The sequence below is a fragment of the Streptomyces sp. NPDC016845 genome (genome assembly GCF_044332585.1).
Classification (GTDB): domain Bacteria; phylum Actinomycetota; class Actinomycetes; order Streptomycetales; family Streptomycetaceae; genus Streptomyces.
Window position 1 is genome coordinate 132,432 of the sequence record NZ_JBIRPI010000013.1, and the last position, 25,517, is coordinate 157,948.

General features: G+C 72.3%; 22 protein-coding genes and 3 pseudogenes. 12 read left to right on the forward strand and 13 right to left on the reverse strand.

What is annotated here, in order from left to right; genetic code table 11:
• Positions 1–83: 83 nt before the first annotated feature.
• Positions 84–2,057 (reverse strand): hypothetical protein, encoded by a 1,974-nt coding sequence (locus tag ACH4RC_RS27430; RefSeq protein WP_398205676.1) that lies wholly within the window; start codon positions 2,055–2,057, stop codon positions 84–86.
• 300 nt (positions 2,058–2,357) lie between these two features.
• On the opposite strand from ACH4RC_RS27430, the gene ACH4RC_RS27435 reads away from it, so the two are divergent.
• Both ACH4RC_RS27435 and ACH4RC_RS27440 read left to right on the forward strand, forming a co-directional pair.
• Complete coding sequence (locus tag ACH4RC_RS27435) at positions 2,358–3,251, forward strand: TIGR03620 family F420-dependent LLM class oxidoreductase (protein ID WP_398205677.1); 894 nt, start codon at positions 2,358–2,360, stop codon at positions 3,249–3,251.
• 177 nt (positions 3,252–3,428) lie between these two features.
• Positions 3,429–3,731, forward strand: a pseudogene (locus ACH4RC_RS27440) (MarR family transcriptional regulator); the annotation flags it as partial.
• 16 nt (positions 3,732–3,747) lie between these two features.
• On the opposite strand, the gene ACH4RC_RS27445 reads toward ACH4RC_RS27440, so the two are convergent.
• Positions 3,748–4,443: a D-Ala-D-Ala carboxypeptidase family metallohydrolase gene (locus ACH4RC_RS27445; protein WP_398205679.1), complete on the reverse strand. Its 696-nt coding sequence runs from the start codon at positions 4,441–4,443 to the stop codon at positions 3,748–3,750.
• Positions 4,444–4,754: 311 nt separating this feature from the next.
• On the opposite strand from ACH4RC_RS27445, the gene ACH4RC_RS27450 reads away from it, so the two are divergent.
• Positions 4,755–5,996 carry a glycosyltransferase gene (locus tag ACH4RC_RS27450; RefSeq protein ID WP_398205681.1) on the forward strand — a complete coding sequence of 414 codons (1,242 nt, stop codon included), beginning with the start codon at positions 4,755–4,757 and terminating at the stop codon, positions 5,994–5,996.
• Positions 5,997–6,005: 9 nt separating this feature from the next.
• On the opposite strand, the gene ACH4RC_RS27455 is transcribed toward ACH4RC_RS27450, so the two are convergent.
• Positions 6,006–8,141 (reverse strand): acyltransferase family protein, encoded by a 2,136-nt coding sequence (locus ACH4RC_RS27455; protein WP_398205683.1) that lies wholly within the window; start codon positions 8,139–8,141, stop codon positions 6,006–6,008.
• A gap of 182 nt (positions 8,142–8,323) precedes the next feature.
• On the opposite strand from ACH4RC_RS27455, the gene ACH4RC_RS27460 reads away from it, so the two are divergent.
• A complete protein-coding gene (locus ACH4RC_RS27460) occupies positions 8,324–8,815 on the forward strand; it encodes an NUDIX hydrolase (RefSeq protein WP_398205685.1) in 492 nt (163 codons plus the stop codon).
• Here ACH4RC_RS27460 and ACH4RC_RS27465 read toward each other — a convergent pair.
• The 5 genes from ACH4RC_RS27465 to ACH4RC_RS27485 all read right to left on the reverse strand — a co-directional run bounded on the left by ACH4RC_RS27465 (position 8,812) and on the right by ACH4RC_RS27485 (position 15,315).
• Positions 8,812–10,284, reverse strand: a complete 1,473-nt coding sequence (locus tag ACH4RC_RS27465; protein ID WP_398205783.1) for a phosphatase PAP2 family protein — start codon at positions 10,282–10,284, stop codon at positions 8,812–8,814. The genes ACH4RC_RS27460 and ACH4RC_RS27465 overlap by 4 nt on opposite strands.
• A gap of 159 nt (positions 10,285–10,443) precedes the next feature.
• Positions 10,444–12,399 (reverse strand): glycosyl hydrolase family 28-related protein, encoded by a 1,956-nt coding sequence (locus tag ACH4RC_RS27470; protein ID WP_398205784.1) that lies wholly within the window; start codon positions 12,397–12,399, stop codon positions 10,444–10,446.
• A 256-nt stretch (positions 12,400–12,655) separates the two neighbouring features.
• Positions 12,656–13,429, reverse strand: coding sequence for an FAD:protein FMN transferase (locus ACH4RC_RS27475; RefSeq protein ID WP_398205686.1), 774 nt, complete (start codon positions 13,427–13,429; stop codon positions 12,656–12,658).
• 1 nt (position 13,430) lies between these two features.
• The gene (locus tag ACH4RC_RS27480; protein WP_398205785.1) at positions 13,431–13,910 is read right to left on the reverse strand and encodes an FMN-binding protein; all 480 of its coding nucleotides are present in this window, start codon (positions 13,908–13,910) and stop codon (positions 13,431–13,433) included.
• Between the two features lie 67 nt (positions 13,911–13,977).
• A complete protein-coding gene (locus tag ACH4RC_RS27485) occupies positions 13,978–15,315 on the reverse strand; it encodes a ferric reductase-like transmembrane domain-containing protein (RefSeq protein ID WP_398205687.1) in 1,338 nt (445 codons plus the stop codon).
• A 199-nt stretch (positions 15,316–15,514) separates the two neighbouring features.
• On the opposite strand from ACH4RC_RS27485, the gene ACH4RC_RS27490 reads away from it, so the two are divergent.
• Both ACH4RC_RS27490 and ACH4RC_RS27495 read left to right on the forward strand, forming a co-directional pair.
• Positions 15,515–16,228: a response regulator transcription factor gene (locus ACH4RC_RS27490; protein ID WP_398205689.1), complete on the forward strand. Its 714-nt coding sequence runs from the start codon at positions 15,515–15,517 to the stop codon at positions 16,226–16,228.
• A 35-nt stretch (positions 16,229–16,263) separates the two neighbouring features.
• The gene (locus ACH4RC_RS27495; RefSeq protein ID WP_398205690.1) at positions 16,264–17,694 is read left to right on the forward strand and encodes a sensor histidine kinase; all 1,431 of its coding nucleotides are present in this window, start codon (positions 16,264–16,266) and stop codon (positions 17,692–17,694) included.
• A 138-nt stretch (positions 17,695–17,832) separates the two neighbouring features.
• On the opposite strand, the gene ACH4RC_RS27500 is transcribed toward ACH4RC_RS27495, so the two are convergent.
• Positions 17,833–18,195, reverse strand: coding sequence for a sigma factor-like helix-turn-helix DNA-binding protein (locus tag ACH4RC_RS27500; RefSeq protein WP_398205692.1), 363 nt, complete (start codon positions 18,193–18,195; stop codon positions 17,833–17,835).
• Positions 18,196–18,361: 166 nt separating this feature from the next.
• Between ACH4RC_RS27500 and ACH4RC_RS27505 the strand changes: the two genes are divergently transcribed.
• Complete coding sequence (locus ACH4RC_RS27505) at positions 18,362–19,258, forward strand: RNA polymerase sigma-70 factor (RefSeq protein WP_398205693.1); 897 nt, start codon at positions 18,362–18,364, stop codon at positions 19,256–19,258.
• Positions 19,259–19,573: 315 nt separating this feature from the next.
• On the opposite strand, the pseudogene ACH4RC_RS27510 reads toward ACH4RC_RS27505, so the two are convergent.
• Positions 19,574–19,684 (reverse strand): annotated as a pseudogene (locus ACH4RC_RS27510) (ferredoxin family protein); the annotation flags it as partial.
• 157 nt (positions 19,685–19,841) lie between these two features.
• Here ACH4RC_RS27510 and ACH4RC_RS27515 point away from each other — a divergent pair.
• Positions 19,842–20,078 carry a hypothetical protein gene (locus tag ACH4RC_RS27515; protein WP_398205792.1) on the forward strand — a complete coding sequence of 79 codons (237 nt, stop codon included), beginning with the start codon at positions 19,842–19,844 and terminating at the stop codon, positions 20,076–20,078.
• Between the two features lie 56 nt (positions 20,079–20,134).
• Positions 20,135–20,908 carry an SDR family oxidoreductase gene (locus tag ACH4RC_RS27520; protein ID WP_398205694.1) on the forward strand — a complete coding sequence of 258 codons (774 nt, stop codon included), beginning with the start codon at positions 20,135–20,137 and terminating at the stop codon, positions 20,906–20,908.
• 63 nt (positions 20,909–20,971) lie between these two features.
• Here ACH4RC_RS27520 and ACH4RC_RS27525 read toward each other — a convergent pair whose 3' ends face one another.
• The gene (locus ACH4RC_RS27525) at positions 20,972–21,298 is read right to left on the reverse strand and encodes a WhiB family transcriptional regulator (protein WP_398205695.1); all 327 of its coding nucleotides are present in this window, start codon (positions 21,296–21,298) and stop codon (positions 20,972–20,974) included.
• Between the two features lie 168 nt (positions 21,299–21,466).
• On the opposite strand from ACH4RC_RS27525, the gene ACH4RC_RS27530 reads away from it, so the two are divergent.
• From ACH4RC_RS27530 to ACH4RC_RS27540, 3 genes are all read left to right on the forward strand, one after another.
• Positions 21,467–21,964 (forward strand): hypothetical protein, encoded by a 498-nt coding sequence (locus ACH4RC_RS27530; protein ID WP_398205696.1) that lies wholly within the window; start codon positions 21,467–21,469, stop codon positions 21,962–21,964.
• Positions 21,965–22,038: 74 nt separating this feature from the next.
• Positions 22,039–22,482 (forward strand): cupin domain-containing protein, encoded by a 444-nt coding sequence (locus ACH4RC_RS27535; protein ID WP_398205697.1) that lies wholly within the window; start codon positions 22,039–22,041, stop codon positions 22,480–22,482.
• Positions 22,483–22,605: 123 nt separating this feature from the next.
• Complete coding sequence (locus ACH4RC_RS27540) at positions 22,606–23,850, forward strand: globin domain-containing protein (RefSeq protein WP_398205786.1); 1,245 nt, start codon at positions 22,606–22,608, stop codon at positions 23,848–23,850.
• A 172-nt stretch (positions 23,851–24,022) separates the two neighbouring features.
• Here ACH4RC_RS27540 and ACH4RC_RS27545 read toward each other — a convergent pair.
• Positions 24,023–24,232: pseudogene (locus tag ACH4RC_RS27545) on the reverse strand (NAD(P)/FAD-dependent oxidoreductase); the annotation flags it as partial.
• A 102-nt stretch (positions 24,233–24,334) separates the two neighbouring features.
• Complete coding sequence (locus ACH4RC_RS27550) at positions 24,335–25,510, reverse strand: PucR family transcriptional regulator (RefSeq protein WP_398205699.1); 1,176 nt, start codon at positions 25,508–25,510, stop codon at positions 24,335–24,337.
• Between the last annotated feature and the right edge of the window lie 7 nt (positions 25,511–25,517).

Sequence of the window (25,517 nt, forward strand, 5' to 3'; positions counted from 1 at the left end):
AGTGCCCCGTTCCGGTCAGGTCACACCCCGCTCACCCGCGTCCCGGCTCATCGACATCCACAGGGGCGGCCCCTGTCGTCGTCTCAGCCCTTGCCGACCTCGGTCAGCCGTTCACCGTCGTCCAGCCGCGCCGTCACCCGCACCGCACCCCGCTCGGGCGCCCGTACGGCCAGCGTGCGGGCGGAGCGCGCGGTGTCGACGGCTCCGCTCGTCTCGATCCGGGTCACCGCGCGGCTGCCCGCGGCCAGTACGTACCAGTGGTCCTTCGGCGACTTCCAGCGGGTCGACGCCACCACATGCTGTCCAAACCGGCTGCACGCGGCCGTGTTCCGGGCCCGGCCGGTGAGTTCGGCGGGCTCGGTGACCGACGAGGAGGGTCGGCGCAGCAGCAGGGCGACGTCCCCCGGACCGCGCCAGGTGGAGGCGCGGGCGCAGCTCCACACCGCGCGTCCGCCGCCGTCGGGGAGTTGCTGCTCGGCGAAGTCCCAGGCGTTCACGGCGCGCACGGTGCCGCCGTCCCACGGCGCGAGCCGGCAGGCGGTGCGTGCCCACGCGAGGAGGGCCTTGCCGCTGGTGGCCTCGCGGGGCTGGCGCGGCGGCGGGGTGCCGTGGCCCGGCAGCGGCGTGTAGGTGAGGTGGGTGGGTGAGAGCCCGCCGAGGTCGGTGACGAGGAAGGTGTGATGCTCAACGATTCGTGCGGAGGAACGGAGTTGGAGCACCGGGCGGCGGTCGCACTCCCCCGCGGCGGCGACGGGCACGGCGTCGGTCACGCCGTCCTTCGACACGGGCAGCTTCTCGGCCGGGGTGTCGGGGCGCAGCAGGTCGCGCGTCGCCGCCCGGGTGATCCAGGGCGCCGTGAGGTAGCGGGCGGATCCGTCGGCGCGGGTCAGGACCACCGCGGCGGCCGTCGTCACGTCGGCGTCGTCGACGCGGGCCAGGGCGAGGGACGCCCGCGCGTCGCCCCGCGCGTCGGTGTAGCGGGCGAGCCGGTCGCCGTCGCCGAGGAGGACCACGGTGTCCCCGTCGACGTCGCCCGCGAACAGCAACTGCGGTGCGCGCGGCGGGGCGTCGACCGGGGTGTACGGCGTCGCCGTGACCCGTACGGCGTCCGCGTCGGAGACGGCGGGCGTGTCCCATGCGCTCAGCGCCCGTTCCAGCAGGGGCCGGTCGTCCGCCCTGTCGCCTCGTACGGGCCACGCCGTGAAGTCGACCCGCGAGGTGTCCGCCCACGTGTCCGCCCCAATCCGCGCCAGCCGGTCCGGATCCAGTGCACCGCGCGCCGCCGCCGAGGACCGGCCCGGTGCGTGCGGTACGGGGGCGTCGCCGGGGACGGTGAGCGCCGCGGCCGCGAGGGCGGCGGCCACGACGCCGATCCCCCAGGCCGCCTTTCTGCGGCGGGCGCGGCGCACCAGGTCCGTCGGCCGGGTCTGCACCAGGCAGGCGTCGAACTCGTGCGAGCGCAGCAGCGCGCCCGCGGCCGGGCCCGCCTGCGCGTCCAGGCTTGCGGCCTCCCGCACCGCCGCGCCCGGTTCCGGGACCCCGGCGGCGCCGAGAAGCGCCTCGGTGTGCTCGTCGGAGAAGCCGTCCATCGCGCGCAGCACGAACGCCGCCCTGGCGGGTGCGGAGGCGTCGGCGAGGGCCCGGCCGAGCGCGATCTCCTCTCCGCCCCCGGCCCGCGGGAACAGCCGCAGCCCCCACACCACGGGCAGGCGCGGCAGCAGGGCGCGCGGCGGTGGCAGTACGCCGGGCCACCCCGTCGGCCGGTGCGCGGCGGTGAGAGCGGCCCGCAGCACCCGTACCCGTAGCGCGTCCGCGGCGGCCTCGGGTCCGTCGCCCGACGTGCGAGGACCCGGCACCCGAGCCTTCCGTGCGCCGGGCAGGGCCCGTTGGGCCGCCGCGTGGGCCACGAGCACCCGGCGGTGACGCGACAGGGCGGCCGGGAACGTCAGATAGGCCAGGCGTACGAGGCCGGTGTACTGCCCGACGAGAGCGGATTCCGCCCGCTCGGCGGCTATCCGCGTACGAAGGATCGGTCGGCCGGGGCGAAGGGTCGGCATCGTCGGAGCTCCCGCGTCAAAGGGTGGGTGGTGCGGTCACCCTTCAAACGACCGGACGGTACGACGGTCACACGACACCTCGTCAGAAGCGGGACGTGTGTACCGCTGCGCAAGGGGCACCCGGGTGGTGAGCAGGCCTGCGTCACGCCCCCCGTTCGCGGGTCTGCCAGTGGTTCGGGCGGGCGGCACCTGTCGGGTGGTGTCCAGGGGTCGCCGCCCGCCCCCGCCACACAGGCCCTCACATGCCGGAAGTCCTCCGGGTGGCGGGAATAGCCGGGGCGGGGCAAGGTTGATCACACCATGACCTCACACGCGCACACGGCATTCGGGCGGATCGGCATCTGGAGCAGCGCTCTCAGCGCGCAGCGGGCGGGCACCCCGGAAGAACGCACAGGCATCGCGGAAGCGCTCGCCGAACTCGAGGCGCTGGGCTACGGCACGGTCTGGCTCGGCGGGAGCCCCTCCCCCGACGACGCCGCGGCCGCGCTCGCCGCCACCCGCACGGTCACCGTGGCCACCGGCATCCTGAGCATCTGGGACCACACGGCGCAGGAGGTCGCGGCACGGATCGCGGCGGTGCCCGCGGAGGACCGCGAGCGTTTCGTCCTCGGCCTCGGCGTCAGCCACGGCCCGGTGGTGAAGGGGTACACCAAGCCCTACAGCACGATGGTGGAGTACCTCGACGCGCTCGACGCCGCCGTGCCGCCCGTGCCGGGCTCCCGCCGCGTCCTTGCGGCGCTGGGCCCCAAGATGCTGCGGCTCGCCGCCGACCGCGCCGTGGGCGCCCACCCGTATCTGGTCACGGCCGAGCACACGGCGCAGGCGCGCGAGGAGCTCGGGCCGGACGCGCTGCTCGCCCCCGAGCTGTCCGTGGTGGTGGACACCGATCTCGACCGGGCCCGGACCACCGCGCGCACCATGCTGAGCATGTATCTGCGGCTGCCCAACTACACGGACAATCTGCTGCGCCTCGGGTTCTCCGAGAGCGACTTCGAGGACGGCGGCAGCGTCCGGCTGCTCGACGCTCTCTTCGCGCTGGGCGACGCCGACCGGGTGCGGGCGCGGGCGCAGGAGTACTTCGACGCCGGTGCCGGCCATGTCGCGCTGCAGGTGCTCACGTCCGACGAGGACGGTCCCGGGCTGCCCCGAGCGCAGTGGCGCGCTCTGGCCGAGGCGTTCGGGGACGCGCTGTAGCGTCCGCCGCCCCGAGGTCCTTCTCGAACCAGGGGTGGGCGTACGGCTTGTTGTTGAAGGCGGTCAGCAGGCGCTCCACCTCCGCCATGGCAGAGGTCAGCCGGGAGCGCCGGCGGGCGTCGAGCGGTGCGAGGATGTCCGTTCCCTGACTCCAGTCAGGGAACGGACAGCGAGCAGATGGGTCAGGTACGACGCTTCGACCGGACCGTCGCCGAACGCGTCGGAGTACCGCACGACCAGTACCTCGGCGGCGTACGCCCCTACGGACAGGCCCGCCTGCTCCGGGAACTCGGCGGCGAGAACGTCGCTCCCGTCGTCGACGTACGCAGCCTGCGGGACCGCCTGGGCCTCGGCTCCGGCTACGTGAGCCGACTGCCGCGCGCGCTGGAGAGCGACGGCCTAGTCACCGTCGAGCCCGACCCCCGCGACCGGTGGGTCCGCACGGCGCGGCTCACCGTGGCCGGACGTGAGCGAGGCGCCGTCCCGAAGTGCGTTCTCAGATACCGCAGTTGGACGCCGACCAATAGCGCGAGCTCTGGGTGCCGAGGTGGGCGTGGTCGCTGTGGCCGGGGTAGCCCGGGCCGAGGATCTCGTTGAAGCCGTGGCTGCGGGCCTGCTTGACGATCTCGCAGAACGACGGGGAGCCGACGAGGTCGATGCCGCGGCCGTAGAGGTGGTTGCTGTTGGCGGCTCCGCCGACCGCGTTGTTGCAAGCGGTGGAGCGGAAGCCGCTGCTGGTGGTCAGCGGGCGGTCGCCGAGGGCGTGGCGCAGGGCCTCCAGTTTCCACATCTGCTGCAGCGCGTTGGCCTTCGCGGAGGCGGCGGAGACGGCGCCGCCGGACCAGTCGGAGTTGCAGCGGTTCATCTCGGCGTAGGCGAAGTGGACCGGGGTGCAGTCGTTGTCCTGGAGCGCGTAGAGCTTGTTGAAGGTGTTCGTGCCCGCGACCCCGTCCGCCGACAGGCCGTACGCCTGCTGGAAGCGGGTGACCGCGGCCTTGGTGGCGGGGCCGAACTGGCCGTCGACGGCGACGACTTCGCCGTATCCGGGGTATCCGGCGACTCTGATCTGCAACTGGCGCACGTCTTCGCCGCTTGCGCCCTGGCTGAGGGCGCGGTTCCAGGTGTAACAGCCGTCGGCGTGGGCGGTGCCCGTCGTGGCGGCGGTACCGAGGACCGTCAATGAGGCGAGCATGACAAGCGTGAGCAGGGCGCGAAGATGCCGTCCAAACACAGTGCCTCCCGGGGCGTGGGGCGAGGTGCGGAACCCCTGAGACTGCCGCGCCCGCGCTACGCGCGTCAATAGGGCCGCTCCCCGTTCACGCGGCGTACGGCGCACGGCTACCGCGACATGACGCAACGGCATTCTCGGGTGTTCCCGCCGGCCGGCCCGCACCGGCGACGCGCCCGGCGCCGCACCCGACTTCGACGCCGCCGCCCGCCCGACGACGGCGGCGTCCGGCCGCGCACACCGGAACGGGCCCGCGGGGCTGACATGCTGCTCCCATGCGCGTACTGATCGTGACGGCGGGGAGCTGGGGCGACGTCGCCCCCTATACCGGTATGGGGGTGCGGCTGCGCGCCGCGGGCCACGAGGTGGCGCTCGCGACGCATGAACGGTTCCGGTCCGCGGTGGCCGCGCACGGGCTCGGCTTCCGAGCCCTGCCCGTGGACCCGCGCAGCGAACTGGCGTCCGCGGGCGGTCAGGGGGTGGCCCGGGCGGTCACCCCCGCCGTGCAGCTGACGCGGCTGATCCGGATGGCGCGGGCGTTCATGCCGAGCCTGGCCGCCGGGGTCCGCGACGCCGTGCGGGAGGGCGCCGACGTGCTGCTCAGCTCCACCGTCACCGACCCCCTGTGCGCGGCGCTCGGCGAGGCCCTGCGCATCCCTGCCCTGGGTGTCTACCTGCAGCCGATCCGGCCCACCACGGCCTTCGCCCCCGTCCTCACCGGCACCCGCTCCCTCGGCCCGTACGGCAACCTGCTCGGCGGCCACGCCCTGCGGACCGGGACCGACCGGATCTTCGCCCCGGCCGTACGCGATCTGCGCCGCGAACTCGGCCTGCCCGTACGGCAGTTCGGGCGACCGGTGCGGCAGCCGCCGGGGCGCCAGGTGCTGCACGGCTTCAGCGCGCACGTCGTGCCGCGCCCGCACGACTGGCCCGAAGGGCACAGCGTCTGCGGGTACTGGTGGCCCGCGGTCCCGCCGGACTGGCGGCCCGAACCGCGGCTCGTCGACTTCCTCACCTCGGGCCCGCCGCCCGTCTTCGCCGGGTTCGGCAGCTTCGTCACCGCCGACGCGGATCGGTTGAGCGGCCTGATCGGCGCGGCCATGCGGCGGGCGAAGGTGCGCGGCGTCGTCCAGGCGGGCTGGAGCGGCCTGCACGTCGAGAGCGACGACGTGATCACGGTGCGGGAAGTACCGCACGCCTGGCTGCTCCCCCGGACCGCCGCCGCCGTCCACCACGCCGGTGCGGGGACCACCGCCGCCGCTCTGCGCGCCGGTGTCCCCGCCGTGCCCGTCCCCGTCCAGCTCGACCAGCACTTCTGGGCCGCCCGGCTGCACGCCCTCGGGGTGGCCCCGCGGCCGGTGCGCCACCAGCGGCTCAGCGCGAGCCGGCTGGGCGACGCGATCGCCAAAGCAGTGCGGGAACCCGCCCTGCGCGGCCGCGCCCGGGACGTCGCCGGGCGCCTCGCGGAGGAGGACGGTGCGCGGCAGGTGCTCGACGCGGTCGAACGGCTCGGCTGAGACGGGCCGCTACCGCATGGTGCGGGTGAGTTCGGCGCCGAGGACCGGGGCCAGGGCTCGCGCGTAGGCCTCCGCCATGTGGCCGTCGTCGCGGTAGACGAGCGTGTCGGCCACCAGGACCGGGCACACCCGGGGCGCGCACAGCCAGCGGCCGGGATCGACAGCATCGGCGCCGGTCACGGTCGCCGCGGCGCGGACGGCCGCGGCCCGGTGCGGGTCCTTCGCCGCGCGCCCCGGGCTCACCGCGCACCGTCGCAGGTCCAGCGGGTGCGTCCCCGCGCAGTCGACCGCGTCCGCGCCGGGCCAGGGGGTGTCGAGGAGCGCCGCCACCTCGGCCCCGCTCGCGCGGAGCGCCCGGTACGTGCGGGTGAAACCGGCCGTCCACTGCCGAGCCGCTCCCCCGGCCTCCGGATGCGCGAGGTCACCCGCCGCGGAGGAGGAGGCGATGACAAGGGCGGGCCGCAGCCGCGCGATGCGGGCGAGCGCCTTCGCGCGCCAGGTGTCGCACGCGGTGTACGGCTTGCCGTCGCTGACCGTGGTGACGTCGGCGACCTTGCACGAGGCCTTCGTCAGGGAGATCAGGCGCCAGTGGCGTTCGCGCGCGAGGCGTTCGAGCGCCGGGAACCACTGGGCCGCGTGCGAGTCCCCGAAGAGCACCACCGTGGTGGCGGAGGCGGCGTCGCCGTAGACGCAGGACGGCACGCTGACCGAGCCCGGGCCGACGTGGCAGCCGTCCCGGTACACCGCGGAACGCACCGCCTTGATCCCGGTGAGGCCGGGCGAGAGGTTGCTCGGTATGACGTCGTTGTCGGCGGCGAGCAACTGGGACAGGCGTGCCCGCGCGTCCGGCGCCCGGTCGAGGGCCTCGGCCAGTCGGGGCGCGGGGCGGCCCGAGTCGATCGCCGGCGGGAAGAGCGCGGCGAGCAGTGCGAAGGCGACGGTCCCGGTCGTGAGTGCGGCGCCGAGGCCGAGCGCCCGGCTCGCACGGTCACGGAACACGGCGCCGAACCGTACGGGGTTCTCGACCCACCGCAGTGTCAGCCAGGCGAGGAGCAGGGCGCAGGCCGCCATGGCGAGCCGGGCGCGCACGCCCGCCGTCGGCCGGTCCAGGGCGAAGGGCAGGATCACGAGCAGCGGCCAGTGCCACAGGTACCAGCCGTAGGAGAGGCCACCGACCCAGGTCAATGGCCCCCGTCGCAGCAGGAGTTCGGCGCCGTACGGGCTCGGGGCGCAGCCGCCCGCGAGGAGGAGCGCCGTGCCCGCGACGGGGGCGAGGGCCGCGTACCCCGGGAACGGTGTGGCGTCGTCGAAGGTGAGCGCCGCGCCGACGATGGCCGCGAGTCCGGTCCAGGACAGCGCCCCCGCGAGGAGCGGCGGCATGGAGCGCAGGCGGTGGGCGCAGAGGGCGAGCAGCGCTCCGGCGGCCGGCTCCCACGCGCGCGTGTGCGAGCCGAAGTAGGCCCAGGACGGGGAGCCGGGTGTCGTGCGGACGCTCAGGGCGAACGAGAGCGCGAGGAGGAGCGCGGCGAGGCCGGCCGTCACCACCGTCGTCGACGACAGGGCCGTCCGACCGGCTCGGCGGCGCCGCCTCGCGAGCAGGTACGCCGCCACGAGGACCAGTGGCCACACCACGTAGAACTGCTCCTCGACGGCGAGGGACCAGAAATGCTGGAAGGGCGAGGGCGGGTCGGTCGCCCGGAGGTAGTCGGTCCCGGACACGGCGAGCCGGATGTTGACCGCGTACAGGGCGCCGGCCGTCGCGTCGCCCACGTACGCCGCGAAGCGCGCCTTCGAGAGGAAGAGGTACGCCCCGGCCAGCGTCACCACCGCGACGAGTGTCGCGGCGGGGAGCAGGCGCAGGGCACGGCGGGCGTAGAAGCGGGGTACGGAGATGCGGCCTGTGCGGTGCAGTTCGCGGGCGAGCAGGGAGGTGATGAGGAAGCCGGAGATGACGAAGAAGACGTCGACGCCCACGTAGCCGCCGCTGAACCGGCGCACCCCGGCGTGCGACAGCACGACCAGCGTGACGGCGACGGCCCGCAGCCCTTGGATGTCCGCGCGCCGGCCCGCGCCCGCGCCCGGCGGGTGGCTCGCCGGTCCCGGTCTCGGCGGGCGCTGTCCGGGCAGCAGGAGTGCTTGGGTCACGGGCTTTTCGGCTTTCTCACGGTGCACGGTGATGCGGGGCACCTCGTGGGACAGCCGTGACGCCCGGACCGTTGCGCCTCGGATCAGGTGTTCCGCGGTTCTCCGACCCGACGTGACCTGGTCATCTTCCGCTGTTCGACCCGAGTTCAGAAAGCCCCCGGCCCCGGCCTAAGGTGTCGACCATGCCCGCACACGACCGGTCCTTCACCGTGGATGCCGCCGTCGAGACACCTGTCCCCGCCCCGGGAGAGGTGTGGACGGTCGGCGCCGTCATCCTGGACGAAGAGGGCAGAGCGTTCGCCCAGAAGCGCGGCCCGCACCGCCGCCTCTTCCCCGACACCTGGGACATCGTGGGCGGCCACGTCGAGGCCGGCGAGACGCTGCTGCAGGCGCTCGCCCGCGAGATCGCGGAGGAGACCGGCTGGCGGTTGCGCCGTGTGTGCCGTCTCCTCGGCACGAGTACCTGGCTCGGGGACGACGGTGCCGGGCTGCGGCACGAGGCCGACTTCCTTGTCGAGATCTACGGGGATCCGGCCCGCCCCGTCCTGGAGCGGGGCAAGCACACGGCGTACGGCTGGTTCGGCCCCGGCGACCTGGACCGGCTCAAGGAGAACCGGCGCCCCGGCGAGTTCCTGATCCATGACCTCGTCGCCGGGGCCGTACGACGCGCCTAGACCAGCCCGGCTGGTTGCCTCGGGCCCGTCGGGTCGTCCGGGGCCGTGTCCTGGAGCGGGTCGGGGGCGGGGCTCGGACTCGGCGCGTTGCGCGGTGGGGGCAGGCGGGCCGTCAGCGGAGCGGCCTTCATGTCCTCAGCGTTCTCCGCGTTCTCCGCGTTCTCCGCGTTCTCCGCGTTCTCCGCGTTCTCCGCGTTCTCCGCGTTCTCCGCGTCCTTCGCGTCCTTCGCGGTCTGCGCGTCCTCCTGTCTCCAGCGGCGGGTGAGCCACATGTAGCCGAGGATGACCGAGAGCATCGACAGGATCATCAGCGGCCCGAAGAGACAAGGGTGTCCGGCCATCGTCATCGGCAGGTAGCGATAGGCGAGGAGCAGCGCCGTGAAGACCGTGGCGCCATAGGCCACCAGCACGGTCCCGTCGCGTCTGCGGGCGCGGTCGAAGGTGCGCAGGGCCGTCTCGATGGTGAGCGTGAAGACGACTCCGGCCAGGATGTCCGCGCCGTAGTGGTAGCCGAACCCGAGCGTCGCGGCGAGCGTGGCGACCAGCCAGAACGCTCCGACGCACCGCAGCAGCAACGGGCCCCTGCGGGAGTGGAGGAAGATCGCGGTGGACCAGGCGGTGTGCAGGCTGGGCATGCAGTTGCGCGGGGTGATGTCGTCGAACGGTATGGGGTGCGGCGCGGTGACCGCCGGGAGCGTGTGCGGCCACAGATTGGCCGCCGCCCAGATGCCGCCCTCGGTGCCGTAGGCGTAGACCGGCCCGACGACCGGGAAGATCATGTAGATGCCGGGGCCGAGCAGGCCTATGACGAGGAAGGTGCGCAGCAGGTGGTGGCGCGGGAAGCGGCGCGCTGCCGCCACATGACGCAGTTGGTACAGGGCGACGACGACCGCGCAGGCCGCGAGCTGGACGTAGACCCAGTCGAGGACGTGCGCGCCGACGGAGCCCGTGGCCTCGACGAGGCGGCCGACCAGCCAGGAGGGTTCGCCGAGCGCGTGGTCGGCGACGGCCACGTACGGGTCGAGCACCGTGGGCCGGGTCTTCCACGTGATCATCAGCCAGGTGTCGCCGGTCTTGCGGCCCGCGAGGAGGAGCAGGGCGAGGCCGACGCCCTTGAGCAGCAGGGTGCGTTCGTCGCCCTTGCGGCGGGTCAGGGCGATGACGCCGAAGGCGAGGGTGACGATGAGCGCCCCGTTGCCGAACATCATTTTGGCGTCGACGCCCCACCGTACGAGCCAGAAGACGATGTCGATGCCGACCGCGGCACCGAAGGCGACGAAGCGCTGCCGCCAGGTCAGGACGACCATCATCAGCGCCATGCTGACGTAGAGGAGGGGCCCCGAGGCGGGGGCGAAGATCAACTCCCGTGCCCCGAGGGTGAAGGGGCCGGACTCGCCGTAGCGGCGCGCGACGATCTCCAGGATGATGAGGAAACCGAGCGTCACGACCCCCGCCGTGCTCCACAGCAGGGTACGGAGCCGACGCCGTGCGTCGGCCCCGCCGCTGCCGCGTCTTCGCGAAAGCTCACGCGTAACCGTTGATCTCAATTTTTCGCCGCTTATTCATGTGTCCGACATGTGACCAAGTCGGCTCACCCTACCGGGCGATGCGGACACACACCTATGGGCTCACCATGTGCCGGGCGCGGGCGGCGGGACCACCGGCGGGCGGTCGTCGCAGGTGATCGTGTTCGGCAGCTCCCAGGCGGCGAGCCAGGGGCCGGCCGTACCGCCGCCGTCGTTGCCGCCGCGGTCCTCGACGGTGAACTCGGAGCCGGTCGCCGGGAAGTTGAACGCCCCGCAGTTGTTGACGCCCACGGCCCCGACATTACGCGCATCGACGTTCTCGAACGAGGCCGAACCCGCCGCGCGGGCGCTGAGCACGGAGGTACCGGTGCCGTCGACCCTGACGTCCTCGAAGTGGACGTTGTCGATCGAGTACTGGTCCTTCACCGCGTAGTCGGATACCAGCATGATGGCGTTGTAAGTGTTGTCGAGGTAGCGGTCACCGGTGACCCGGACGTCGGCGCCGATGTCCTTGTCCAGAGCGTAGAACCAGATCGCGCCGAGCCCGATCTTCCAGTTCAGCTCGTACGTCCCCGCGCGCACGGTGGTGTTGTCGGTGATCCGGAGCTGCCCGGTGAACGGCTCCGCGCCGAACCGCGCCCCGATGTGCAGGGCGCTGCCCTCGCGGACCGGGTCGGCGATCAGGTTGCCGGAGACCGTGTTGTCGGCGCCGCCGTACAGCGCGATGCCGTTGGCGAGGACCGGGGTCTGGATCGTGTTGCGGACGAACGTGTTGCGCGTGTTCTGCTGTTTCTCGGACCACATGGCGAGCGCGTCGTCGCCGGTGTTGCGCAGGAAGTTGTGCGCGACCAGGGAGTCGGTCACACCGGTGTGGAAGTTGAGGCCGTCGGCGATCTGGTCGGCGATGATGTTCCGTGTCACCCGCACGTTGCTCATGGGGCCGTCGAACCAGAGGCCGACCTTGGTGTGATGCAGGTAGAGACCGTCGATCGTGGAGTCGCTCATCGCGCCGCCGACGGCGTTGACCTGGTCGGTGTCGATGCGTTCGCGCACGTCGCCCTCGATGGCGAAGCCGGACAGGCGGACGTTGCGACTGCCTCCGTCGGCGGCGCTCTTGCCGTAGAAACCGACACCTGTGTGCACCGATCCGTCCGGCGCGGGTGCGTCGAGGGTGACCTGGTGGCCCTTGACGGTCGTGTACCAGTTGCCCGCGCCGACGATCGTCACGTCGTCGACGACGATGCGCCGGTTGACCTGATACGTGCCCGGTGGCAGATACACCTTCAGGTGCCGGCGCTTCGCCTCGGCGATGGCCCGCTCGATCGCGACGGCGGAGTCGCGACGGCCGGTCGGGTCGGCGCCGTACACAAGGACGTTGGCGGCGCGCGTCTCGAGGTGCGGGGCCCCGACCAGCTCCGAGTCGAGCAGGTCGATGACCGTCCACGCGGCCTTGGTACCGACGGGTGCGCTCAGGCGCACGGTGTCACCGGCCCGGTAGGTCCGGCTCAGCTTCACACGTTTCTCGTCGTAGAAGTGGCTCGGGCGGAACGGCTTGTCGACGACCGGGGCGGGCGTCGTCGCCGACGGTACGCAGCCGCACTCGGTGATCCACCAGTCGGGGTGCAGGAGGTCGCCCTGCGGGTCGTTGCTGAAGGGGTACTGGTTGTAGAGCCACGCGTACTGCGAGGTCAGCGTCACCGGCGCCTGACGTCTGCCGTCGACCGTCAGGCCCAGCGGGGCCGTGATGCCTCCGCCGCCGGGGCTGTCGGGGATGCTGTAGCGCACGGTGAGCGCGTTGGCGGCGCGCGCCAGGGTGAACTCGACGTACTGGCCCGGTCTCAGCTTCACCGCGGTGCGGCCCGAGGCCTCCGAGGGCAGCGTGTACGCGGTGCGGTCCGGGCCGATGACGGTGCCGTTCGTACGGGCGCTCTCCGCCTCCTGCTCGACGAAGGGGACGTCGGCGCCGCGCCCTTCCACCAGGGCGGGGGCGAGCGCGGCGCGGGTCACGGGGGTGGGCGCCGGGGTGGTGCGGCCGGTGGCGAGAGCCGGCTGGGCCATGGCGAGGGCGAGCGCGGCCGTGGTGGCCGTCAGGGCCACGGCCGCGCGGGGGAAGTACCACGACATCCGGTTCTCGTTTCTCTCGACGCTCTTGAGAGCTCTCGGTGCTCTCAGAGCTCTCGGGGCTCCCAGAGCTCGCGGGGCTCTCGTACGGACGCGCTGCGCAAGTGCCGTGACAGTAGGGCGCCTTGGCGCACCGCCACAAGGTGTCCGTAAGAGATTTCCAGCGGAGAGAACTTGGAATTGCGTCGCCCTGTCAGCTTCTTGCGTGAAGCGGGAAGCCGGCCGTCCGCAGCACCCCTCCCGCGGCGTCCACGGCGAACACCTCGCACCCCGGCAGGGCCGCCGCCCATTCGACACCCTCGGCGCCCAGCGCGAACGCCGCGGTGGCGACCGCGTCCGCCTCGGTCAGGGTGGGGGCCACGACCGTCATGCTCAGCAGGCCCACGGCCGGGCGGCCGGTGCGGCCGTCGATGATGTGGTCACCGCGCTCGTAGCGGGCGGAGGTCGCGACCGCGTTGTCGGACAGGTCGAGTACGGCGCACAGTTCGCCGGCCTGTTCCGGGTGGCGTACGCCCGCACGCCAGGGCCCGCCGGAGACGACGACGTCGCCCCCGGCGTTGAGGCAGAACCGCCGCACACCCGCCGCGCGCAACGACTGTGCGGCGCGCTGCACCGACCAGCCCTTGACCACCGCGCACGGGTCGAAGCCGCGCCCCGGCAGACGGGCGTCGAACGCGCCGCCCGTGGCGGTCCGGTAGCGCTCGCACAGGTCGAGCACCTCCGTGAGGTCCTCGCTCAGCTCGTGGGGTGCCAGTTCGCCGCGGCCGTGGCGCGACACCTCGCTGCCGGGCTTGAAGGGGCTGAACCGTTCGTCGACCTCCCGCAGCCACGCGAAGACGGCGTCCGCGGCCTCCGTGGCCTCCCTGGCACCACCGGCCTCCACGGCGTCCGCGGTCTCCTCCGGTACGTCCGCGTCGTCGATCCGCAGCGAGACCGGGAAGCCCATGACGTGCTCGACGCGTCGCACGTCAGGCGCCCTTCGCGTCGAGCGCCGCCTGCAGGGACTCCGCGTAGGCGTCGCTGGTGATCGTCGCGCCGGTGACCGTGTCGACGTCGGCGCTCTGCACCTCGAGGGTCTGGGCGACCAGCTTCGGCACGGCGGCGGTCGTCTGGGGATGGTTGGGCTGCTGGAGCAGCTTCACGGCGGCGATCTTGTCGCCGTCGAAGGTGACCTGAACCTGGACCGAGCCCTTTTCGGTGGTGATGGCCGACCCGGTGACGACGGTCTGTGAGGATCCCTGCGACGTCCCCTCCGACGTCCCCTGTGAGGTCCCTTGCGAAGTCCCTTGCGAAGTCCCTTGCGAAGTCCCTTGTGAGGACGACGCCGAGGGTGCCGGGGCGGCGGGCTCCGCGACCGTCGCCGCCCCGCCGCCGACGGAGGGCTCGTAGCGCCAGACGGCTACCAGACCGACGATGCTGAAGGCGACGACGGGTATGGCGCGGGGGATATTTCGTTTCACGTCTGCTTCCTCGTCCTCTTCCTCGTCCTCTTCCTCGTCCTCTTCCTCGTCCTCGTCAGCCGGCCAGGCTGAAGCGCTCGAAGTGGATCTGCTGCTTGGGCACGCCGAGATCGCCGAGTGTGCGCAGCACGGCGTGCATCATCGGCGGCGGCCCGCACAGGAAGACGTCCCGGTCGGCGAGGTCCGGTACGAGGCGGGCCAGTTCGCGCGGCGCGAGGCGGTCGGGCACGGGCGGGCCCGTTACCAGGTGCAGCTCGGCGCCCTTGGCGAGGGCGAGGTCGCGCAGCTCGTCGTGGAGGACGGCGTCGCGCTCGGCGGCGACCCGGTAGATGACGACGGTGTGGCCGTCGAGGTCCTCCAGGAGCGCGCGGATCGGGGTGACGCCGACGCCGCCCGCGATGAGCAGCGACTCGCTCCGCGTCCGGTGCAGGGCGGTGAAGGCACCGTAGGGCCCTTCGGCGAAGACACGTGTGCCGGGCTTCAGGTGTCGCAGGTTCGCGCTGCCCTCGCCCACCGCCTTGGCGGTCAGGCGCAGGCCGCGGCCGTCGGGGGCGGCGGAGAGCGAGAACGGGTTGGCCTGCCACCAGCGGCCCCTGGTCAGGAACCGCCACAGGAAGAACTGCCCGGCCTGGGCGGGCAGTTGGTCGAGGTCGCGGCCGGTGACGTGGACGGAGACGACGTTGTCCGACTCGGGGACGACGGCCGAGACCCGGAACTGGTGGCGCTGGTTGCGCCACAGCGGCAGGACGACGCGGCCGACGAGGACCGCGCCGAGGGCCACACCCCACAGCGCGTACCAGTACGCGGTCGCGGCGGACGACGAGGTGAAGGTCGTACCGACCGCGACCTGGTGGGTGAAGGCGAGCACCACGGCGACATAGGTGTACAGGTGGATGAAGTGCCAGGTCTCGTAGGCGAGACGGCGGCGGGCCCAGCGGGCGGAGACCGCGCCGATGACGAGGATGAGGCCGAGGGCGACGACCGCGCGCAGGACGCCTTCCGTCGTCTCGGCGAGGTCCACGAGTTCGGTGACGGGGCCGACGCCGGCGCCGTCGGCGTAACCGAAGCTGATGAAGACGACGTGGGCGAGCAGCGACCACAGCAGGGCGAAGCCGGTCCAGCGGTGCCAGCCGGTGAGGCGGTCCATGCCGATGCGGCGGTCGAGCCAGGGCAGCCGGGCCACGAGGACCAGCTGGAACGCCATGATCAGCGCGCTGTAGAGGCCGGTGAGGCGGCCGATGACGATGAGCGCGTTGGAGGCGAAGCCCGCCTGGGCGAAGAACCAGGCGACGACGGCGGCGTTGGCGGCGAGCACCGCGTAAAGGCCCGTGCGGGCCACCACTCTGGGGCGTATCGCCGTGGGCGGCGCGGAGAGTGACTGGACGGTCGTCACGGGACGGCAGCTCCTCGGTGGGGGACGGCGGGGTCGTTGGTGGGGGACGGCGGGGTCGTTGGTGGGGGACGGCGGGCTTTGTCGGCCGGGGCGTTTTCGAGCTTGGCCCGGGGAAGCTGTCGGGAACCTGTCGGACTGCTGACAACTCCATATCAATGAGTCCGCTGTGTGAGCCGGGGCATACGGTCCGACCTGCGGTATGACGCACTATGAACGGGTGGAAAAAGTGCGCCTCCTGGTCGTCGACGACGACCCCCCGATCGCCGATCTCGTCGCGACCGTCGCCCGCTACGAGGGCTGGGACGCCGTCACCGCGAACTCCGGCGAGGAGGCGCTGACGCTGGCCGGCGAGTTCCGCCCGGACATCGTGGTGCTCGACCTGATGCTGCCGGGGGTGGACGGTTTCGGCGTCCTGGACCGGTTGCGCGCCGCGGGCACGATGGTGCCGGTCGTCTTCCTCACCGCGCGGGACGGCGTCGCCGACCGGGTCGCGGGGCTGACCAGGGGCGGCGACGACTACCTGGTCAAACCGTTCGCGGTGGAGGAGCTGATGGCGCGCCTGCGCACCGTCCTGCGGCGCAGCGCCGGGCCGAACTTCCAGCGGTCCGTGCTGCGGATCGGCCAGCTGTCGATGGACGAGGACACCCACGAGGTGCGCCACGGCGAGCGGTCCCTCACCCTCACCCCCACCGAGTACGAAGTACTGCGTTTCCTGATGCGCAAGTCGCCGACCGTCATGACGAAGGCGCAGATCCTCGACCATGTGTGGGAGTACGGCTTCGGCGGGCGCTCGAACGTCGTGGAGCTGGTCGTCAGCCGCCTGCGCCGCAAGCTGGACGACGACGACAGCGGGGCGCCGCTGATCCAGACGGTGCGCGGCTTCGGCTATGTCATACGGCAGGCGAGCGAGTGAGACGCGAACGGCACGTGCGAGGCCTGCTCGACAGGGTGCGCCACGCGTATCGCCGGCTGCGGCTCGGCACCCGGCTCGCGCTCGGCCTCGGCGCCCTCGCCCTGCTCGTGTTCGCCGTCGTCGGCACCGCCCTGACCACGTACATGCGGGACTATCTGACGCATCAGCTCGACGACCAGCTCGGGCTCGCCCAGGTCGCTCAGTCCAAGAGCATCGCGGCGAACGGCACGCTCCAGGGCAAGAAGTACTACCGCTGGTACTACGCCGTCTACGACGTGTCGGGCCGCACCGCCGAGCTGCGCTCCCCCGAGGAGCGCGGCGACCTGCCCCACGACATCGCGCCGCTCACCTCCCTCGCCGAGCGGCAGATCTCCGACCGCACGGAGGTGCTGCGCACCGCGCACCTCGACGGCAACGGCGAGTACCGGCTGCGGGCCTGCGCCGTGGAGCCCGGCGTGGTCCTGGTCAGCGCGGCGCCGACGCATGACATCGACGACACGTTGCGGCGGCTGATCGGGGTCCAGGTCGTCGCCTTCGCGCTGGCGCTCGCCGCGCTCGTGGAGTTCGGCCGCCGCATGCTGCGCCGGGGGCTGAACCCGCTCAGCGACATGGCGCACACCGCGCACGGTATCGCCTCGCACGACCTGACCGAGTCCGCGGCCCGGCTGTCGATCCGCGCCGACAAGCGGGGCGGCGGCCCCGAGGTCGAGGAGTTGCGCGCCGCGTTCAACACGATGCTGGAGCACATCGACGACTCCCTCGCGGTCCGTGCGGAGGCCGAACAGCGTCTGCGCCGCTTCGTCGCCGACGCCTCGCACGAACTGCGGACCCCGCTGATGTCCGTACGGGGTTACGCGGACCTCTTCCAGTACGCCGCGGCCAACGCGCCCGAGGAGCGCGACAGACACCTGGCGCGGCTGCGCGCCGAGGCCGCCCGCATGGGGGTGCTCCTCGACGATCTGCTGCTGCTCGCGCGTCTCGACGAGGCCGACATGGACGCGCCGCTCCGGCTGCGGGACGCGGACCTCGTGGAGCTCGTCGAGGAGGCGGCAGCCGCGTTCCGGGCCGGGCATCCCGGCCGGCCGCTCACGGTGACGGTTCCGCCGCGCACGGCCCCGCTGCGGCTGCGTGTCGACGCGGACCGCGTCCGCCAAGTGCTCGACAACCTGCTCGCCAACGCGGCCGTGCACACACCCGCCGGCACACGTGTGTCCGTGGAGGTCGTACGGGAGCGGTCCACGGCGGTGGTGCGGATCGAGGACGCGGGGCCCGGCATCCCGCCCGCCGACCGGGCGAAGGTCTTCGACCGCTTCTACCGCGTCGACAAGGCCCGCACCCGTGAGCGCGGCGGCAGCGGGCTCGGCCTCTCGGTCGCCCGCTCCCTCACCCACGCCCACGGCGGCACGCTGACCCTCACGAGCCGGCCCGGGTCGACGGTGTTCGCGGTGCGGCTGCCGGTGCCTTGACCGCCGCCACGGCCGTGGCCGGGGACAGCGCGGCGGCGAGCAGCAAGAGGAGCAGCAGCAGCACGGGGAACATCGCGGCGCGCAGCCCGTGGTGGGCGACCACGGGGCCGCCCTCGAAGCGGCCCGGGTCCGCTCGACTCAGTTCGCCGCACCCTCCGGCACCAGCAGCGACTCCACCGAAGCCACGTCCCCCGTCTGGGCCGCAGCCACGAACACCTCCAGGAGGTGTCGGTGTCCCAGGGCGTCCACGTTCCCCCGCTGTTGCGCCAGGAGATGTTTGCGTGCCCGGCTGGCGATCTTGCGAGTGTTGACGACGCTGAGTTGCAGCATGTCGGCGATGTCGGCATACGTGTACTCAAAGGCTTCGCGCAGGATGTAGACGGCGCGCTCGGTGGGGGTGAGTCTCTCCAGGACGAGGAGCCGGGCGAGTTCGAGCTCCTCGGCCTGTCGCACACCCGCCGCGGGCGCCGTGTGCGTGTGTCCTGCGTGGTTGTCCGGCACTGTCGTGCTCCTTCGCGTCTCGCCGCCCGTTCGACGGTTCGTGTCGCTGCCTTCACCGGGTTGACCGGGCACTGCGCCGATGTGTGACACGAGGCAGGAACGGCCGGGGCCGCCGCCCCCGGCGCCGGTTTGTAGCATGGGGGCGATCACGCCGGAAGGGGCGACCATGCGTGGTGGTGGCGATGGAGACCTTGTCGACCAGGCGACGGCGGATTTCCTCGCCGTCCGCCCCCAGTTGTTCGGAATCGTCTACCGCGTGCTCGGCAGCGCCGCCGAGGCCGAGGACATCGTCCAGGACGTGTGGCTGCGCTGGCGGAAGGTCGACCGTGCGGATGTCATCGAACCCTCCGCGTACCTGACCACGATCACCACCCGCCTCGCGATCAACTTCGCCCAGTCCGCCCGCGTACGGCGTGAGACCTACGTCGGCCCGTGGCTGCCCGAACCGGTCAACACCGCGGTGGATCCGCAGGTCGGGGCGGAGCGGGCCGAGGCTCTGGACCTGGCGGTCCTCCTGCTGCTGGAGAAGCTCAACCCGGTCGAGCGGGCCGCCTATGTGCTGCGCGAGGCGTTCGAGTACCCCTACCGCAGGATCGCGGAGATCCTGGAGACCACCGAGGCCAACACACGTCAGCTCGTGAGCCGCGCCCGCAGACACCTCACCGCGCAGCGCAAGGAACGTGTGAGCGCCGCCCACCACCGGCGCCTCCTCGAAGTGTTCCTGGACGCCGCGCGCACCGGGAACCTGGCGGGGCTCGAAGAGGTCCTCGCCACCGATGTCGTCAGCTACTCCGACGGCGGCGGGACGCGCGGCGCCTCGAAGATCCCGGTCGTCGGCCGCATCCACGTGTCCCGGTACCTCGTGGCGTTCGCGCCGCGTTTCTGGCCGCAGGCGCAGGTGCGGTGGACCGAGGCCAACGGTCGGCCGGCCGTCCTCGTCTCCGCCTCGGGCGCCGCCGTGGCCCTGCTGTCCGTGGACGTCTCCGCGGACGGCATCGAACGCCTCATGTGGATGATGAACCCGGCCAAGCTGGCACCGTACGTGGCGTCCCTGGCGGCCTGAACCCCGCCGGGCCGCGCGGGGGCGGATGTCACACGAGCGGGTACTCGCCGGTCAACCGGTCGCAACGCACCCGGCCCGTCCGGAGCCCGGATGTCCACCGACCCCACGCAGGGCACGTACGGCACGTACCGCACGACCACGCCACGCCACGACCACGCCGGATCCATCCTGTGACCGAGCGGATCCCGCTGCCCGACCTGTCCACGCGCAAGGACCGCACGGGCACCCCTATACGCGACCACCGTGACCGTCACCGGCGGAGCCGCCTCGCACGGACGGGCCTCCGGCCGGGCTCGGTCCTCGGACGGGCCCTCAGGGGTTGATGCAGAGGGTGCGCTCCCCCTCGTAGATGCAGTCCACCGGGCACTCCGTCACACAGGCCCGGTCCTTGACGGCCACACAGGGCTGCGCGATGACGTAGGTCATCCTCTCCTCCTTATTCGTCGGCCGGATGTATGACCGCGCCGACGTCAAAGGTGTGACACCGACTCGTCCTCGCGCCCGCCTCCGCGCACACGTGCTGTCACGCATCGGCGCTCCGCCCGGTCAGTCAGGTGTCACAAACCGCCCGGGGCCCCGGTCAATGTCGATGAAGAAGCAAACGATCGGAACAGTCGTGGTTGTCATCGAACAGCGTTTGTCCACCATGGTGTTGGTGATCCGGACCGGCGGCGCAGGGCTGCGGGCGGCGATCGAGCCGGCCGAGGCCGGCGTCGACGTCCTGGCAGTCGGCATCACTCACGAGCCGCTGCCGCCGGTCCCGGACGCAATCGCCTCCCTCATGGAGGACGTCTCCACCGACGGAAAGCTGGCCGAGTAGTTCTCCTCCCGCTCCCTCGTTCCTCCTCGAACGTTCCTCCTCGAAAGGAAACAATCATGAAGATCGTCGTCATCGGCGGAACCGGACTCATCGGGTCGAAGCTGGTCGCCAAGCTCACGGAGCACGGCCACGAGGCGGTCCCGGCCGCGCCCAACACCGGCGTCGACACGCTGACCGGTGAGGGCCTCGCCGAGGTCCTCGAAGGTGCCCAGGTCGTCGTCGACGTCTCCAACTCGCCCTCGTTCGCGGACGACGCGGTGATGGAGTTCTTCCGCACCTCGACGACCAACCTCCTGCGGGCCGAGGCCGTAGCCGGTGTCACCCACCACGTGGCCCTGTCAGTGGTCGGCACCGACCGCCTCCAGGGCAGCGGCTACTTCCGTGCCAAGCAGGCGCAGGAGGAGCTGATCAAGACGTCCGGGATCCCCTGGTCCCTCGTGCACGCCACGCAGTTCTTCGAGTTCATGAACGGCATCGCCGCCGAGGCCACCGACGGGGACACCGTCCGTCTGGCGCCGGTCGGGATCCGGCCCGTGTACTCGGACGACGTGGCCGCCGCCGTCGGCCGCACCGCCGTCGGCACCCCGGTCAAGGGCGTGGTCGAGGTCACAGGCCCCGACACCTTCCGGCTCGACAAGCTGATCCGCGACACCCTGGCCGCGAAGAACGACCCGCGCACCGTGGTGACCGACCCGGACGCCACGTACTTCGGCGTCGAGCTGCAGGAGAGCACGCTCCTGCCCGGTCCCGACGCCCACGTCGGCGCCACGCGGTTCGCCGACTGGGCCGGGCAGCAGCAACGGCAGCTGCGTGGCGCCGACGAGGAATGACCCATGGCCGCGTGAGAACACGTGTGAGGTCCCGTCCGGACGGACGGGACCTCACACGTGTTCTCACGCGGCCGTTGTCTCCGGCCCCGGCCGGCCGAGCGCCCCGCGCCGTCGCACAGCGCGCCGTTCCTCCTCCGTGGTGCCGCCCCAGATGCCGTCCACGGCACCGGCGTCCATGGCCCACCGCAGGCACTGCCGTGCCACGGGACAGGTGCGGCACACCTCCTTGGCCTCGTCGATCTGTACGAGGACGGCGAAGCCGGTGCTGTTGCCGATCGGGAAGAAGAGGTCGGGGTCCATGCCCCGGCACGCGGCCGACCCACGCCAGTCCGTCCCGTACCGATCCGTCTCGTACCGGTCGCTGTACCGATCCGTCTCGTGGCGGTCCATGAGCTTCCTCCTGTGCGGTCACGGTCTCTCTTGTGGAGACCGATCGACCCGCCGTTTCGTGACAACGCCGGGCCCGTTGTCCAGTGGGTGTCACAGGCGGCGCCCCTGTCCGGTCTCGTCTGTCGAACCGCCGTGCGGCAACGACGGGCGGAAGAGGGGGGCCGGCGCATGGAGTTCGCCGACGAGGCGGTGCCGATCGGAGAGCTGGTCGACAAGCGCCGCCACCTGTTCGACGTGGCGTACTGGATGCTGGGCAGCGCCGGCGAGGCCGACGGTGCCGTGGACGAGACCTACCGGCGGTGGTACGCGTTGCCGCGGCCGGAGCGGGAGGCGATCGACGCACCGCGGGCGTGGCTGTCCTGGGCCGTGGGCGCTATCTGCCTGACCCGGCTGACCCGGCTGACCCGGCCGGGACGGCGACGGCGCCGCGCAGACCCCGATCCCGACCCCGGTTCCGAGCCGGATCCCGACCTGACCCTGCTCCTCCCGGGCGCGCGCACGACCGTGGACGCACACGCCGTGAACGGCCGTACGGGCCTTGTCGTCCGGTACGGCCAAAGGGTCGCGGCGGTGATCAGCCTCGACATCGCCGGCCGCCACGTCGTCCAGGTGTGGGTCGTGGTCAACCCCGACAAACTGCGCCGCTGGAACCGTTCGGCTCCGTAGACAGCGACCACACCCGCACAACACACTGTCCCACACTGTTTTCCCCTCCAAGAACTGTCACGGAAAGGACTGTCATGCGCCATCTGTCACGTCTGGGAGCGATCGGCGCCGCGTGCGCCGCCCTCACTCTTCCCGCCACCACCGTCACCACCGCCGAGGCGACCCCGGGCGGCCCCGGTGTCACGGCGAGACTCATCGCCCGTACCACCGTGGGCGACCGGGACTACATTCTGCGCGAGATAACAGTGCCGCCCGGGCAGGGCACCGGCTGGCACTACCACGACGGCACCCTGTACGGCTTCGTCAGACAGGGCACTCTCAGCCACTTCGACGCCGGCTGCGCCTCGGACGGCGTCTACGGAAGGGGGAGTTCACTCACGGAGCCGTCCGGCGCGGACCATGTGCATCTCGGCCAGAACCGTGGCACCACCGACGTCGTCCTCGACGTTCTCTACGTGCTGCCGCACGACGCCCCGTTCGCGCGGGACGCGCCCAATCCGGGGTGTGACTTCGAGTGACGTTGTGTCAGCGGCCGGAAACACATCCTTAGCACGCTCAGTGAGCACACGGTTGACCCCTGCTCCCTAAAGTGTTGTGGTGCGTAAGAGGTACGCATGTCGCATGAAGCGATAGGGGTCACCTTGCTCTCCTCACAGTCGGCACCGGTCGTCCGGGCCACACTTCCGGCGGTCGGAGCCTCCCTCGGTGCCATCACCGAACTCTTCTACACGCGCATGTTCCAGGAGCGCCCGGAGCTGCTGCGCGGCCTCTTCAACCGCGCCAACCAGGCCAACGGGGCCCAGCGCGAGGCGCTCGCGGGCGCGGTGGCGGCGTTCGCCACCGCGCTCGTGGACCATCCCGACGAGCGCCCCGACGCCGTACTCGGCCGCATCGCCAACAGACACGCCTCGTTAGGGATCACGTCCGACCAGTACACCCTCGTGGGCCGTCATCTGCTCGCCGCGGTCAAGGAGGTACTCGGCGACGCCGTCACCCCGGCCGTGGCCGCCGCCTGGGACGAGGTGTACTGGCTGATGGCCAACGCGCTCGTCGCCACGGAGGCCCGGCTGTACGCCGAGGCAGGTGTCGAGAACGGGGTCGTGTGGCGGGACATGGAGATCGCCGAGCGCACCGAGGAGACGGCCGACACCGCGTCCTTCGTCCTTCGCCGACCCGACGGACTCCCCACCGAGCAGTTCCGGCCCGGCCAGTACATCAGCGTCCAGATCGAACTCCCGGACGGTGCACGGCAGATACGCCAGTACAGCCTCTCCACGGCCCCCGGCCGCAAGACCTGGCGCATCACCGTGAAGCGGGAGCGCTCGGCCGACGGCCGACTCCCCGAGGGCGAGGTGTCGACCTGGCTGCACACCCACGCGCGGGCGGGCCAGGTCCTTCAGGTCTCACTGCCCTTCGGTGACCTCGTGCTCCCCGACGGTGACACCCCGCTGCTGCTCGCCTCCGCGGGCATCGGCATCACACCCATGCTGTCCATGCTCGACCATGTGGCCACCGTCTCGCCGGACCGCCCGGTAGTCGTCGTCCACGCCGACCGCTCCCCCACCCGGCACGCCCACCGCCTCGAACTGACCGAGCTGGTAAGCCGACTGTCACACGCTTCGTTGCACCTGTGGTACGAGGACGGTGCCGGAGAGTGGGACGAGACCGTCGCCGGTGAACCGGGCGAGCCGCGGCCCAGCGTCGTGCACGTACGCGAGGGCTGGGCCGACGTCACCGGCCTGTCGCTGCCGCGGGACACCACCGCGTTCCTGTGCGGTCCGCTGCCGTTCATGCAGGCGGTCCACGGCGATCTGCTCGCCCACGGGACCGGCCCCGCGGCCATCCACTACGAGGTGTTCGGCCCCGACCTCTGGCTCAGCAAGTAGGTGCGCCCGGCGGGGGCGGTCACACACCGGCCGACCGCCCCGCGCCGCTGGTCAGCCCACCTGGGCGGAGTCACCGGGGCGCGGTTCCCCGTGCGACGCGAACGCCTCCCTCGGCCGCTGCACCGAGGCCAGCGAGACAATGTCCCGCCCGGACAGCACGGCCGTCGCCCGCACGGCCAGCAGAGCCCGGCGGCAGCGAAGCCGCACGGTCGAACGACGTCAGCGGCCCGTCGCGGACGGCGACGGCCTCCTCCACGTGCTTCAGCCCGTACGCCTCCTCGCTGAGCCCGGGCACGGGAAACGTGCGGGTCACGGCACCGGCGGTCACCACGAGGATGTCGTGGGAGAGCGTGTGGTCCGCGCCGCTGTCCGGCCGTAAGGTGGGCCGGGTGACCGCGTAGAGGACCGGGGCGGCGAACTCCTCCGGCCGCGGCGTGCGCACCGCGCGCCCGGGCCCTCTCCCGGAAGCGCCGCCGGACCGCCCTCAGATCTCGGCGCGCTGAGCGTGCCCGCGGCGCTCGTCCTCCGCCAGGAGGAACAGGGCGACCTCGGCCTGCAGCCGGTGGAGCGGCCGGTCGAGGTCGAGGCCGGTCAGCTCCCTGATGCAGCGCAGCCGGTAGGTCATGGTGTGGCGGTGGACGAAGAGGCTGCGGGCGGCCGGCGCGGAGCGCAGTCCGTGGGTGAGATAGGCGCGCAGGGTCTGGACGAGGTGGGCGTTCTGGTCGTCGGTGTGGAGCGGCCCGAGGCAGGTGGTGAGGAACTCCTCGCGCACGGGCGGGCTTTGGTCGAGCGCCGGGATGAGCGGCCGGATCTGCCGGGTGTCGACGAGCGGGTGCCCGTAGTCGCGTGCGAGGCCGGCGCAGATGCCGGCGTAACGGGCGGCCTGCTCCGGCGAGGTCTCCACGGCGGCGAGACCGCTGGGCGGGAATCCGTCGGGGAGCGCGGGCCGCTCGTGCTGGTAGGCGACGAGCGTCCGGTCGATCGCCGCGGCCAGGGTGCCGGGGTTGGCGGTCCGCAGCTCCTGGCCCGCCTCCTCGGCCTGTGCGGCGGAGTCGAGCCGGCTGACCAGGCACCAGCGCAAGGGGGTTTCGACCCAGTCGGGCAGCCGCTGCAGTCCCGTGTCACCCGCGGCTTTCATCAGCGCTCGGACGACGGGCGCGGTCGCGTCCCCGCCCTCCCCCGGTGGGTGCGCCGTACGGGCCCGTACGGCGCGGTAGGCCTCGGCGATCGCGGTGAAGGCCGGTCCCGAGTAGTGGTGGGTCACCGCGTCGAAGGCCCGCATGACGGCGGCCGCGTCCTGGGCGGGCCGCACGACATGTGTCTGCTCGGCGACGACTTGGCGCAGCACGGCGACACACGTGTGCTGCAACACGATGGCGTCCTCGGGACGGGTGTCCCTATGTGCGTACGCCTGGCCCAGCATGCGGAAGCGGTGGTCGGCCTCGGCCGGCGGAAGTGTGCCGGCCAGGACGTCGAGCCACAGCCACATGCCGTCCATGGCGTCGGTCAGGGGCGGCGATCCGGGCGGCGCGGCGATCGCGCACTCGACGATGCGGGTGGCGAGGGCGGGGCGGGTGCGTTGCAGGTGACAAGCGATCTGGCGGAGCGGTGCCACGTGATGGTCGGTTGCCGTGCGCTGTGACGGCGGGGGGATGGTCATACGATTC

Coding starts and splice junctions, on each gene's coding strand:
- ACH4RC_RS27430 (WP_398205676.1), bottom strand. CDS start 2,057: ATGCCGACCCTTCGCCCCGGCCGACCGATCCTTCGTACGCGGATAGCC.
- ACH4RC_RS27435 (WP_398205677.1), top strand. CDS start 2,358: ATGACCTCACACGCGCACACGGCATTCGGGCGGATCGGCATCTGGAGC.
- ACH4RC_RS27445 (WP_398205679.1), bottom strand. CDS start 4,443: ATGCTCGCCTCATTGACGGTCCTCGGTACCGCCGCCACGACGGGCACC.
- ACH4RC_RS27450 (WP_398205681.1), top strand. CDS start 4,755: ATGCGCGTACTGATCGTGACGGCGGGGAGCTGGGGCGACGTCGCCCCC.
- ACH4RC_RS27460 (WP_398205685.1), top strand. CDS start 8,324: ATGCCCGCACACGACCGGTCCTTCACCGTGGATGCCGCCGTCGAGACA.
- ACH4RC_RS27470 (WP_398205784.1), bottom strand. CDS start 12,399: ATGGCCCAGCCGGCTCTCGCCACCGGCCGCACCACCCCGGCGCCCACC.
- ACH4RC_RS27490 (WP_398205689.1), top strand. CDS start 15,515: ATGACGCACTATGAACGGGTGGAAAAAGTGCGCCTCCTGGTCGTCGAC.
- ACH4RC_RS27505 (WP_398205693.1), top strand. CDS start 18,362: ATGCGTGGTGGTGGCGATGGAGACCTTGTCGACCAGGCGACGGCGGAT.
- ACH4RC_RS27515 (WP_398205792.1), top strand. CDS start 19,842: ATGTCGATGAAGAAGCAAACGATCGGAACAGTCGTGGTTGTCATCGAA.
- ACH4RC_RS27520 (WP_398205694.1), top strand. CDS start 20,135: ATGAAGATCGTCGTCATCGGCGGAACCGGACTCATCGGGTCGAAGCTG.
- ACH4RC_RS27525 (WP_398205695.1), bottom strand. CDS start 21,298: ATGGACCGCCACGAGACGGATCGGTACAGCGACCGGTACGAGACGGAT.
- ACH4RC_RS27530 (WP_398205696.1), top strand. CDS start 21,467: ATGGAGTTCGCCGACGAGGCGGTGCCGATCGGAGAGCTGGTCGACAAG.
- ACH4RC_RS27535 (WP_398205697.1), top strand. CDS start 22,039: ATGCGCCATCTGTCACGTCTGGGAGCGATCGGCGCCGCGTGCGCCGCC.
- ACH4RC_RS27550 (WP_398205699.1), bottom strand. CDS start 25,510: ATGACCATCCCCCCGCCGTCACAGCGCACGGCAACCGACCATCACGTG.